This window comes from Pseudomonas sp. RW10S2, assembly GCF_014268985.1.
In the GTDB taxonomy this organism is placed as follows: domain Bacteria; phylum Pseudomonadota; class Gammaproteobacteria; order Pseudomonadales; family Pseudomonadaceae; genus Aquipseudomonas; species Aquipseudomonas wayambapalatensis.
Map to the genome: position 1 here is coordinate 69,898 of NZ_JABWRO010000003.1, position 12,276 is coordinate 82,173.

Annotated in this window: 6 protein-coding genes; 5 read left to right on the forward strand and 1 reads right to left on the reverse strand. The window is 62.7% G+C overall.

Annotated features, from left to right (window positions below; genetic code table 11):
* Window positions 1–20: 20 nt before the first annotated feature.
* Window positions 21–1,127, reverse strand: a complete 1,107-nt coding sequence (locus HU729_RS01655; RefSeq protein WP_186666168.1) for a 2-aminoethylphosphonate--pyruvate transaminase — start codon at window positions 1,125–1,127, stop codon at window positions 21–23.
* A gap of 110 nt (window positions 1,128–1,237) precedes the next feature.
* Between HU729_RS01655 and HU729_RS01660 the strand changes: the two genes are divergently transcribed.
* The 5 genes from HU729_RS01660 (at window position 1,238) to HU729_RS01680 (ending at window position 12,276) form a co-directional block, all read left to right on the forward strand.
* The gene (locus tag HU729_RS01660; RefSeq protein ID WP_186708018.1) at window positions 1,238–2,101 is read left to right on the forward strand and encodes a LysR substrate-binding domain-containing protein; all 864 of its coding nucleotides are present in this window, start codon (window positions 1,238–1,240) and stop codon (window positions 2,099–2,101) included.
* An 85-nt stretch (window positions 2,102–2,186) separates the two neighbouring features.
* A complete protein-coding gene (locus HU729_RS01665) occupies window positions 2,187–6,659 on the forward strand; it encodes an NEL-type E3 ubiquitin ligase domain-containing protein (RefSeq protein WP_186708020.1) in 4,473 nt (1,490 codons plus the stop codon).
* Window positions 6,660–6,728: 69 nt separating this feature from the next.
* Window positions 6,729–7,766, forward strand: a complete 1,038-nt coding sequence (locus HU729_RS01670; RefSeq protein ID WP_186708022.1) for an AraC family transcriptional regulator — start codon at window positions 6,729–6,731, stop codon at window positions 7,764–7,766.
* 54 nt (window positions 7,767–7,820) lie between these two features.
* Complete coding sequence (locus HU729_RS01675; protein ID WP_186708024.1) at window positions 7,821–11,447, forward strand: leucine-rich repeat domain-containing protein; 3,627 nt, start codon at window positions 7,821–7,823, stop codon at window positions 11,445–11,447.
* Window positions 11,347–12,276 carry an NEL-type E3 ubiquitin ligase domain-containing protein gene (locus HU729_RS01680; RefSeq protein WP_186708026.1) on the forward strand — a complete coding sequence of 310 codons (930 nt, stop codon included), beginning with the start codon at window positions 11,347–11,349 and terminating at the stop codon, window positions 12,274–12,276. The genes HU729_RS01675 and HU729_RS01680 overlap by 101 nt, the downstream gene beginning before the upstream one ends.

Here is a 12,276-nt window from a genome sequence, read left to right on the forward strand (position 1 = left end):
CAATGAGGTGGGCAAAGGGGTCAGATATCCAGCACTTCCATTTCCCGCAGCACCTGTGCCACGGCATCGACGGCGGCCTGCATGCCCGCCGCACCGACCACACCGATGCAGCCGACGCGGAAGGTCTCGACCTGGGTCAGCTTGCCGGGATAGAGAATGAAACCCTTGGCCTTGACCCGCTCGTAGAAGTCCTTGAACTGGTAACGGGCGTCCGTGGGGGCGTGGAAGGTGACGATGATCGGTGCCTGGATGTCGGTGGGCAGGAAGCTGCGCAGGCCGATCCTGGCCATGCCGTCGAGCAGGGTCCGGCAGTTGTTGGCGTAGCGTTGATGGCGCGCTGGCAGGCCGCCTTCTTCAGCGTACTGTTGCAATGCTTCGTGCAGTGCCGCGACCACGTGGGTCGGCGGGGTGAAGCGCCACTGGCCGGTCTTGGCCATGTAGGTGTGCTGGTCGTGAAGGTCCATGGCCAGCGAGTGGGCGTTGCCTTCGGCAGCGGCCAGGGCATTTTTTTCGGCGAAGACGAAGCCCATCCCGGGCACACCCTCCAGGCATTTGCCGGAGGCGGCGATCAGTGCTTCGAACGGCACTTCACGGGCATCGATGGGTAGCGCGCCGAAGGAACTCATGGCATCGATGATCAGGCGTTTGCCGTGGTGCTTGACGACCTGGGCGATTTGGTCGAGCGGATTGAGAATGCCGGTGCTGGTTTCGCAGTGAATCAGTGCCACGTGGGTCACGGCCGGGTCGGCGGCGAGCAGGCGATCGACGTCGGCGGCGGTGGTCGGTTGGTCTTCGGCGGTTTCGAAGGTGCTGTAGTTGCGGCCCAGCACCTTGCAGATCTTCGCCAGGCGCTGGCCATACGCACCGTTGATCAGTACCAGGACCTTGCCATCACGCGGCACGAGGGTGCCGATGGCCGCTTCCACGGCAAAGGTGCCGCTGCCTTGCAGGGGCACACAGTGGTGGCTGGCGCTGGCGTCCAGAATCGCCAGCAATTGCTCGCAGACGCTGGCGGTCAGTTGGTTGAAGTCACGGTCCCAGGAGCCCCAGTCCACCAGCATGGCCTGGCGGGTGCGGATCGAAGTGGTCAGTGGGCCGGGGGTCAGCAGAATCGGGGCGCTGGTCATTGCGGGGCTTCCTCGCAGGCAGTGGGCTGAAATGACGGGGCTAGGTTGCAATTCGCTCAGTCATCAATCAAATTGTTTGTTGTTATGCCAGCCATAAGTCAGGCCGATAAATGAACCTGTTCCAACTCCGTGCCTTCGATGCCGTTGCCCGCGAGGGCAGCTTCACCCGTGCTGCGGCGCGCCTGTTCATCAGCCAGCCGGCGGTGACCGGGCACGTCAAGGCGCTCGAGGAGCATTACCAGATCACCCTGCTGCGCCGCACCGCACGGCGTGTCGAGCTGACCGAGGAGGGTACGCGTCTGGCGGCCATTACCCGGGCCATGTTCGGCCTGGCCGAAGAGGCCCAGGCGATGCTCGAAGCGAATCGTCAGTTGCTGACCGGGCGTCTGGAGGTCGCAGCAGACGGGCCGCACCGGGTCATGCCGATGCTGGCGCTATTGCGCGACCGCTACCCTGGCATCACCGTCAACCTGCGCCTGGGCAATGCCCAGGAAACCCTGGCGGCGTTGCTGTCCGAGCATGCCGATGTGGCGGTGCTGACCGAGGTGGAGCCGCGCAAGGGCCTGTATCTGCAGAGCCTGGGCGAGTCGCGTCTGTGCGCCTTGCTGCCGGTCGGTCATCCCTGGGCCGCCGAGCCGGGGGAGCTGGCGCTGAGTGCCCTGGACAAGCAGATCATGGTGCTGCGTGAGCCTTCGTCGATCACGCGGCAAACCTTCGACCAGGCGTGTGCCCAGGCCGGGGTGCAGCCGCGCGTGCTGCTGGAGCTGGACAGCCGAGAGGCTGTGACCGAGGCTGTGGCGGCCGAACTGGGCATCGGTATCGTTTCGTCGGTGGAAGTGGCGCACGATCCACGGGTGGTGGCGCGGCCCATGCTTGGCGAGGGACTGCTCAACCGGCACATGATCGGCTGTCTGGAGCGTCGCCGTGAGTTGCGCCTGATTCAGGCATTTCTAGGATTGGCCGTAGCGATTTGAGGACGAGCATTTGCGGTAGCTTTTCCTGCTGAACCTCGAGTGGCGTCTTGTCGATGGTATGGCCTTTACCCAAGGAGTCATGCCCATGCCTGCTGCTGAACAGAGCGTCGATATGCTTGACGAATTCATCGCGGAAAACCTTCCTGATTGGCTAAGCAAAGCGTCTGTGGAGGAGATCACTGCGCTGCGCGCAGCCTACGCAGAGCACCGGGCCAGCGAAGAGTTGCTGGTCCAGTCCTTTGCCGATGTGCAGCCACCCCATACATTCGCCAAGACGTTGCTGCAGGATGCAATCAGGGAGAGTACCGGAAAGACGCTAGATCTGGACCATGCGCTGTGGCGGGAGCGCTGGCAGAACTACAGCCTTCTGGGCGGTGAGGAACTGATCGTTCACCACAGCTTCGAACCGGCGCTTGATCACCTGATGCAGAATTTCGTCGAGAATCAATCCTTCGATGGCCACAGCGGACTGATCCACGCCGCGCCGGGTCAGCCCCTTGACACGGCGCCATTGTTGATCGACAGCAAGATACTGTCAGGTATTTGCCGCAGCGTAGACGTTGGCAAACACTACCAGGCACTCCTCGACAAGGTCGTGGACGGTGCGCTCAGCCTGGAACTGCGCGAAGAAAAGCGCCAACGGTTGGCGCTTGCAGTGGCGCTTGCCGTCGTCAAGAAACAGTTGAGTGCCGCAGACGTGGCCATGCTGCGCCAGGTGCTGGCTGGTGTGTCACCTTCCCATCCCGACAGCGCTTCAGTAAGTGTGAAACGCTTGCGGATACTGGGTTGCAGCTTGGCCACGGGCGTGACGTTCGAGTTGCTAGGCACCCCGCCGGGCAGTTTGCCTGCCGATGCTACGCGCACCGTTGGCATCATTCTGTACTTGGCCCATCGGCCCCTGCAGCGGTTCGCCTCGTGGGGCGACCTCAATACCTACTGCCAACAATTGCTGGCAGACCAACAGGGCCTGACACAGATACTGTACAGCCTTCAGATGAAGGATCGTGCCTCCTTCCTGACCTTGTTGCGCAAACGTCTGAAAGATCCCAAGCCCGACCTCGAAGTGACAGGCCATGCCCTGAGCAATGGGTTGTTCAACGACCTGACCTCATTGCATATCGCACAGTTACGGGCCGATTCGGCGTACCTGCTGGTATCGAACGCTACTGCAGATGAAAAGAACAAGCGGTCGCGCTTGGATACCTTGGAGTCGGTGGGTAGCAGCTTGCTGCAAATGGCCAGCTTCTTCGTGCCTGGACTCAACGAATTGCTGCTGGCGCAGATGGTGGTCGAAACCCTGACGGAGACCTATGAGGGCGTCACGGATTGGCATCGGGGGCATCAGCACGAAGCGCTCGAGCACTTGCTCGGGGTCGCCGAGACGGTGGCGGTCAACGCCGTCCTCGTCGCTGGCGGTAAGGCAGTGGCACAGGGTTTCAAGCGCAGCGCCTTCGTTGAAGCGATGGTGCCTGTTCAAACCAGCGCCGGTGGGCGTCTTTGGGTACAGGATCTGGAGCCCTATCGCAGTACAGACAAACCGGCGAACACCAAGTGCGGTCACGACGGTCTGTATCGCCATGGTGACCGTGCGTGGTGGCGGTATCAGAACCACGATTATGAAGTGCGCAACGATCCTCAGCGCGCGCAGTGGCATATGGTGCACCGTGCCGGCAACCGCAGGTTCAACCCTGGCCTGCAGTGGAATGGCGAGTGTGGCTGGCGGCTTGCCTGGCAAAAGCCGCAGCAATGGCAGGGCGCGCGGGTGCTGCTGGAGCACCTGTGGCCTCAAGCCTCGGAGTTGGATGCACAACAGTGTTCACAGGTCCTGACCATCGCCGACATCGACGAGGACGGCTTGTACGAGCGTGTCGCGCAGCAGCAGCGGCTCCCGGTGGCGCTACGCGATACCCTCGAGCGCTATGTGCTGGATAAACGTATAGACACCTTCTTCGCGGCCCTGCACAAGAATCAGCCGGCAGGTGACGAAGCGCTGATGCAGGCGTGTATCGATCAGCTGCCTGCCGAGGACCGAGTGGCTGCACGTCGTCGGCAGTCCATTCTGGACCGGGAGCACGAGTTGCGTGCCTGGGTGATGGACAAGCTTTCTGGCGATTATCTGCAGCGCGACGCCTTGATGGTGATCGTGACCAAGGATTTCCCGCGGTTGCCCGATGTCTATGCCCACGACATCGTGCAGCAGGCAAGCGTCGACCAGCGGCAACACATGGCGTTGAAGCTCGCCTTGCCGCTGGCATTGTCCGAGCAGGCGCGACAAGCGCTGGTAACGTCGCGTGTTTGCCGAATGCTGCAGGGCCTGTATCTGAAGAATGCCTATTCCGACCACTTGCCGGATCTGGTGTTCGCGTTATTGCGACGTGTCACGACATGGCCGTCGCGGACCAATTTCGAAGTGCGCCGCGACTCGCTGAGCGGGCATGTGCTCAGTCGCATGCACACCCTCGACCCTGCCTACCCGCCTAAGGTTCTGGTCCACCACCTTGGCCAGATGCAGGTGTACGAGGGTGGCCGTCGTCTGTTCACCGACGGGCAGCCGGCGCCTGGCGGCCTGCTGGAGACCTTGCTGCACTTCCTTCCCAAAACCGAATGCGAGCGCTTGGGCTGGACCGGCAGCGAGGCCATCGCCAAGATGCGCGCCGATCTGCAGGCCCGCCTGCCAGAAGGCCGCGGCCACCTGCTGGCGATGATGGGTATCAGCACCACGAAGCCCCGTTTCACAGCGCCGCGGCGCGTGTCAGGGGGGCGCTTCGGTTATCTGCTCAGTGGCCGGGGCGATGCCAGCCGTCTTGTCGAGCGCACGCTACAGGACCGTTTGCGCAGCTTGTACCCAGGCTTCGATGCCCAACAGCTCATGGCTCACTTGAGCTCGCTGGAGCGTCAGCCCGGTTCGACGTTCAGTGCTTTGCTGCGTGAGGAGGAAAGCTTTCGCCAGCTCGACCAGACACTGAATATCTGGTCCGAGGCAGCGAGCAGTGCGGTGCAAAGGCCGATTCGTCGCGTCGTTGCCGATGAACTGCGTCGTTGTTGGCGCAGGCAGGGTGTGGTGGCTCGCAACCGTGCAGATGGCCAGCCAGGTATGGCGCTGGTGCTGACCGGCCTCGGCGTGCGGGAGCTCCCTGCGCTGGCAACACAGACGGGTTTTCTCCATATAACCGAAATGACGCTGGTGAACATGCAGTTGCAGACGGTGCCTGCCGAGTTCCTACGACCGTTTGGCGAGCTATTGACCTTGAACCTGGACAACAACAACCTGACGACCTTGCCGAGCGGGCTTGCGCATCTGGGACAACTGCGTGAACTGACCATGGCCGGCAACCGCTTGCAACTCACTGCGGATGACTACACGACGCTGGCCGGCCTGCAGCAGTTGCGCGTCCTGGACCTTGGCAACAACCCGTTGTCGACGTTCTCTCTCGGCCTGGCAGGCCTGCCGCGCCTGCGTCAGCTTGGCTTGCGCGACACCTCGTTGACTGAGATCCCCGAATCGCTGGGCCTGGGGGTCTCGTTAGACTATGTCGATCTACGCGACAACTTGATCGACACCTTGCCACAAGGGCTGGGCGACTCCCGTATTTCGCTGCGTCGTGGGCTTGCCTTGCATGGCAATCCATTGCCGCTGGACTACCAGCAGCGTTGGTTGGGAATCCAGACCCCCTCTGAAAGCGATGCGAGCCTGGAGGGCGAGCCTGGCTCGATGCAGGTCTGGCAGGATGGACTCTTGGGGCCTGAGCGTGTGTCTCGGGCCATACAGTGGGACAGATTGAGCGACGAGCCGGGCAGCGGCGATTTTTTCCAGTTGCTGCATGATTTGGCGCGTACCAGTGATTTTCGCGTGGCGCGCTCGAATCTGCAGGAGAGGGTCTGGTCGGTGTTCGATGCGCTGGAGCAGAACACAGCGCTACGAAGGGAGTTGTTCGAATTGGCAAGCCTGCCGCGCTCCTGCGTCGACAGCGTCATTTCCTCGTTCGGGGCCTTGGAAGTGCTTGCACTGTCCTCCACGGCCGTGAGTGATATGACCAACGTTGGCGAGGCGCAATTGTTGAGTCTGGCTCGCCGCCTGTTTCGTCTGGACCGCGTCGAGGCCTATGCCCGCGAAGATATGCAGCGCCGCCGCAACGATGGGCGCGATGTCGATGAGGTGGAGGTCAGCCTTGCCTACCGGGTTGGCCTGGCGAGTGCGTTGGATCTGCCGGGACAGCCGAGCAGTATGCAGTTCGAAACGGTCGCTGGAGTGTCAGAGAGCGATCTGGCTGCTGCACGTGCGGCGGTCCAGGAGTCCGAGGCAGGCGAGGCGCTGATCACCTACATCAGTGAACGGGACTTCTGGTCCCGCTATCTGCGCCAGCAACACAGCGATAGCTTCGACGCGCTCGAGACGCCGTTCTGGGAGCGCATGGAAGCGCTGGATGCCCAGCGAAGTACCATGGACGACCAGACGTACCTGACGAATGTCAGCAAGCTTGCGAGCGAGCGTGAGCAGGTCGTGATCGGCGAGGCCAAGCGCCTGACCCGCGAGGCTCTGGCCCGGCTGGCAAACTGAGTGGCGCGCGGGACTGGCGTTTTTCGCCTGGCGGCCTAAGATGGCCGCTGGGCGAGCCCGGGACAACTGATGACCGAGAAAGACACCATCTCCATGCAACTGGTGCGCGAAGCACTCTTGCAGACCTGCCCGCAGGGCAGGGGTGATCCTGTGTTGCTGGCGCGTGCTGGCATCGACCCGCAGCAACTCGACCAGCCTCATGCTCGGGTCGGTGCCGACGCCTATGCGCGCCTGTGGCGCCTGCTGGCGCGGCGCTGCAACGATGAGTTCTTCGCCATGGACCCGCGTGGCCTGCGCAGCGGCAGCCTGGCCTTCCTCTGTCGGGCAAGCATGGCGCAGCCCACGCTCGGCGCCGGGCTGGAGACTGCCTTGGGGTTTCTCTCGTTGATGCTCGAAGACCTGCAGCCGGGGTTGGTGCGCCAGCAGAGCCTGGCCGAGATCGCGATCAACGAACCGCGCGATGAGCCCCGGCGTGCCTTCACCTATTTCACGTTCTGGATGATCGTCCATGGCGTCGCCTGCTGGCTGGCGGGCCGCCGCATCCCCATCCTCGCCATCGACCTGCGCTGTGCCGAGCCGCCGTTCTGCGACGACTATCGGGTGATGTTTTCCGAGAACCTGCAGTTCGAGCGCCCGCGCACGCGCATGATCATTGCCGCCGATTGCCTTGACCTGCCCCTCAGGCGCACGCCCGAGGAATTGCAGAAGTTTCTCGCCGAGGCTCCGGGCAACATCCTGGTCAAATACCGTGACCCTGAAAGCCTCGCCCGGCGCGTGCGTCGCATCCTGGGCCAGCTCGACCCCGGCCAGTGGCCCGACGCCGAACGCATGGCCCGCGACTTGTGCCTGTCGTTATCGACCTTACGCCGTCGTTTGGCAGAGGAAGGGCAGACTTATCAGGGGCTCAAGGATAGCGTACGCCGACAGCTGGCGATCGACTGGCTGAGCGAGGGCTCGCTGGCGATGAGCGATATTGCCGAACGCCTGGGGTTTGCCGACGCCAGTTCGTTCTATCGCGCGTTTCGTAAATGGTTTGGCTGCAATCCTGGCGGGTATCGAGCCTTCGTATTGGAGGGCACGCAGGTACAAGGCAAGGATTCCGGCTGAATACCGGGTGTCGCCTGCACCAAGGTGGAGGTTCCCAACATGAGGACACCTTCGATGACCACCCCTCTGGCGGCACCCAAAGCAGACCCTGTCGATGAGTTCATCGGCGAAAACCTGCCCGAATGGCTAAGCAAGGCGCCGCCGGCGCGGATCAAGGCTCTGCGAGAGGGTTTCGCCGCCCATCGTCGAACCGAGCAAGGCCTGGCAACAGCCTTGCAGCGTCTGGTGCCTCTGCAAGCGTTTGCCCTGCCATTGCTGCAGCAGGCACTGGAGCGCGATCTGGGCCTGAAGATCGACCTGCTGTCGGTGTTGTGGCGTGAGCGTTGGACCAAGTTTTCGTTGCCGGGAAACCAGGCGTTCGATACCTACCAGTCTCATCACCCGGCCCTCTACCACTTGTTGCAGAATTTTCCCGACGATGCCGAGTTTGGCGAGGGCAGTGGGTTCGTCGCCAAGCAGTCCGACGACCGCAATGTCCCGCTGTTGTTCGCTGACGCCAAGGGAGTGGCTCAGGCTTGCAACCGCTTGGACATCGGCAAACGCTATCAGGCCCACCTGACGGAGGTGTTCGACCCGTCCACCCTTGCGCTGTTGGTCGAAGACAAGCGCCAGCGCTTCGACCTCGCCATCGAAATTGCCGCGTTGAAAAAATCATTGGTGCGAGCCGACCTGGATCTACTGCGCTTGGTCAGTGCCGGCAAGCCCGTTTTTCACGTCAGCTACGACATCGTCAAGGTGCGGCAATTGGCATTGCTCGGCTACCCGCTGGAGGGAGCCTTGACCGTCGAATTGGGCAACGTCTGGCCGCCACGGGTGGTGCCGGCGAGCTTGCGCGTCGAGGCTGTGTTGCTGTACCTGCCAGATCAGCCGCTATGCCGATTCGACTCTTGGCGTGCATTGCAGGATGCACTGGTGACGCGCCTGCAGAGCCCCACGACCCAGGCGAAGCTCATCGAACGCATGGCCCTCAAGGATCGGGCGAGTTGTCAGCAACGCCTGAGTGTCCGTCTGAAAGATGCCAAACCCGACCTGGAGCCCAAGGGCGAGCTACTGACAGGCAATGTCTTCGTCGCCCTGGCCGACGCGCAGGTGAAAAGGCTGCGCAGCGATGCGCGCTATCTTGCGGTTCCGACCCAGCACGTCAATGACGATCGCAAATGGGCCAAGCTCCGAGCCCTGGAGCGCGTGGGTGAAACCTTTGTGCAGTTGGCGGGGTTGTTGGTTCCGGCGCTCAATGCGGTGTTGATCGGCGCACTGGTGGTGCAAGTGCTCGAGGAGGTGTTCGAAGGTGTCGATGACTGGACACGCGGTCACCAGCATGAGGCACTGGAGCACCTGTTCGGGGTGGTCGAAAGCGTGGCGGTCAATGCCGCGCTGGCGGGTGCGGGGCATTACGTCGCGCGGACCTTCAGCCGCAGCGCTTTCGTCGATGAGCTGGTGCCGGTGTCTACCCAGGCGGGCACCCACCGCCTGTGGCATGAAGATCTGTCACCTTTTCGAGTGCAGACGTTACCCGCCGGGGCGGTGCTGGGCGAGAACGGTCTGTACAGCGATGGGGTGAATCACTGGTGGCAGCAGGAGGGATACTTCCATTCAGTGCATCAGCCCGACACGCTCGGTGAGTGGCAACTGCGCCGTATCGATGGTCATGCGGGTTTTGCACCTTCGCTGTTCGGTAATGGCAAAGGCGCCTGGCACCTGGCTTGGCAACGACCAAGAGAGTGGCAGGGGGCGCGCACCCTGCTGACGCACTTGTGGCCTTGGGCAGTGGGGCTCGATGACCTGAAGACCGCGCAGGTTCTGCGGATCTGCGGTATCGACGAGGCCGCTTTGCGAGGGTTCGCCGTGGAGCGGCGCCCTCTGCCCGCTGTGCTTCGCGATACGTTGCTGCGCTTCACGGCCAGTGCACGCATCGATACGTTCTTCAATGCGCTCGAGCAAGATGTCGCACACGGCGCGGACGCGTCGTTGTTCGACTACTGCCTGGAGCAATTGGCGGATCCGGCGCTGGACGTCGAGAAACATGCTGGACAGATGATCGACGATGCGCCGCGGCTGCGTCAGGCGCTGATGACGCACCTGTCTACGCCAGCGTTGCCGGACGGTGCAGACCTGAGCCTGATCCGACGTGACTTTCCCGGATTGCCCGAGGCCTATGCGCTCGATCTGCTGTCTCAGGAAAATGCCGCGCTCGTCGAGCAGATGAACAGCCGCAAGCGCATTCCGCTGGCTCTCGCCGAGCAGGCGCGTGAAGCCTTGCAGTCGGCACGTATTGCCCGGGCGATCGAGGCACTGGTGCTCGGCAACAGCTACAGCGATGATTTGCCTGAGCTGGTGTTTGGCCTGCTGCGTCGCCATGCAGGGTGGCCTATGCAGATCAACTTCGAGGTGCGTGAGGGCAGCGCCTTCGGCCGCTTGACCAGTCGCCTGTTTCCCTCCGCTGCGACGGGTGAACTGAGGACGCTGGTCTGGAAAGAGGGGGCGCTGCGTGTCTACCAGGATGGCATCGACGCGGACGGGGCACCTGAGCCGCCCAGCGATCTGTTTGCCAGCCTCCTGGCCTTCCTGCCCGGCGAGCACCTCGAGCGCCTGGGGTGGTCTGGCGAGACCGGGACCACAGTCATGCGCACCGATCTGCTCGGCTGGTTGCCTGCCTCGCATGACGAGGTGGCGACCCTGTTGGGAATGACGGCTATTCGTCCCAGGTTTCGTCCTGGCAGACGTATGCCGGATGGTCGTTTTGGTTATCCGCTCAGTGGTCGCGGCAGCGCTGGCTCGCCGGCGGCGCGAACCTTGCGCACCCGTATACGGGCACTGTATCCGGGCTTCAGCGACCAGCAGGTTGAAACCTATGCCGAGCTGCTCGAGGGCCAGGGTTCCGCATTCGCAACCCTGCTTGGCGAGGAGCTGGAATTTCGACGCTTGGACCGAGCCTTGCGAACCTGGATTCAAGTTCCGGGGCTGGCCCCGGCGAGGGCGGCACGACAGGTGGTAGCCGATGAGCTGCTGCGGATCTGGCGTACAGAAGGCCCGGTCGTACACCACGGGGGCGATGCAGGCATGCGTTTGAGCCTGGTTGGAGTACCGGTCGGTGAGCTGCCGACCTTACCCATGAATACCAATTTCCGGCATGTCCAGGAGTTGGACCTGGTCAACCTGCGACTCTCTTCATTGCCTGCAGGGTTTCTCAAGTATTTTGGCCGACTGCGCAGCCTCAACCTCGCTAACAATTCACTCTCCAGTCTGCCGGGGGAGTTGGAGCGTTTGAGCAGCTTGCGCATTCTCAACCTGTCACGCAACAACTTGCGGTTGGGGGCGTCGGCGTACGGGGCGCTGGGGGGGCTGCGGCATCTGCGCGTCCTGGACCTCAGCCGTAATCCGCTAGGGTCGTTCGCCCTGTCGCTGCGCTCCTTGCAGCGGCTTCACGAGCTCGATCTGCGTGCGACCCAGCTGACGGTGTTTCCTGCGGGGCTGGAGCAGGCCGAATTGCTGGAGAGTGCCGATTTGCGTGACAACGAAATCAGCGCACTCCCCGATGGCGTGCTGCAAGCGCCCACTGTGCTGCGCCAGGCTTTGCGGCTTGAAGGCAACCCCTTGCCCGACGATTACTCCCAAATTCTATTGGGAGCACAGAGCCAGGCCGGGGCGTCGGCATCTGGATGCTCGCACGCTCTGGCTTGAACACTTCGAGGATACCGAGCGTGAGCGTCGCGCGGCACAGTGGGACCGGCTGCTCGAGGAGGACGGCAGTGAGGAACTGTTCGCGTTGCTCGGGCGTTTGGTGCAGAGCAGCGACTTCCGCTTGGCCCGAACCAACCTCGAACAGCGTGTCTGGACGCTGCTGGACGCGATACAGGGCGATACGCAACTGCGTGAAGACATCTTCAACCTTGCAGCAAACCCTACCACTTGCGTCGACAGCGTGGCTTCCTGCTTCAGCGCCCTGCAGGTCCGGGCGTTCGTTGCCAGCGGTTTGCGCGATGTGCCCGCAGCGCAAGCGCAAAGTACCCGACTGATGCTGGGGCGCAGGCTGTTTCGTCTCGACAGGGTCGAGCAGTACGCCCGTGCCGACATGATGCAGCGAGTCGCGGATGGGGCCGGGGTCGACGAGGTCGAGGTGAGTCTGGCCTATCGGGTGGGGTTGGCCCGCGACCTGGACCTTCCCGGTCAGGCTCGGAGCCTGCAGTTCGAGACGATTGCCGGCGTGACCCGCGCGGATCTTGATGCCGCGGCGGCACGGGTACGTGAAGCCGAGGCCAGTGACGAGCTGGCCCAATTCATCAGCGAACGCGACTTCTGGCTCGATTACTTGCGAACAACCGAGCCTGCACAGTTTGCGGCCATCGAAGAACCCTCGGACGATCAGATGTCGGCACTCGACGACCGCAGGGACGGGCTGACCGACCTGGAGTACCTGGCCGAGGCCAAATCGTTGAAGCAGTCGCGTGAAGCCGAGTTGCAGGCATTGGCGTTGCGCTTGACCCGCGATGCTCTGGGCGCGGGTCGCTAG

Bases quoted from the DNA above. Each gene is read 5' to 3' on its own strand.
- HU729_RS01670 (WP_186708022.1), top strand. From the start codon at position 6,729: ATGACCGAGAAAGACACCATCTCCATGCAACTGGTGCGCGAAGCACTC.
- HU729_RS01660 (WP_186708018.1), top strand. From the start codon at position 1,238: ATGAACCTGTTCCAACTCCGTGCCTTCGATGCCGTTGCCCGCGAGGGC.
- HU729_RS01665 (WP_186708020.1), top strand. From the start codon at position 2,187: ATGCCTGCTGCTGAACAGAGCGTCGATATGCTTGACGAATTCATCGCG.
- HU729_RS01655 (WP_186666168.1), bottom strand. From the start codon at position 1,127: ATGACCAGCGCCCCGATTCTGCTGACCCCCGGCCCACTGACCACTTCG.
- HU729_RS01675 (WP_186708024.1), top strand. From the start codon at position 7,821: ATGACCACCCCTCTGGCGGCACCCAAAGCAGACCCTGTCGATGAGTTC.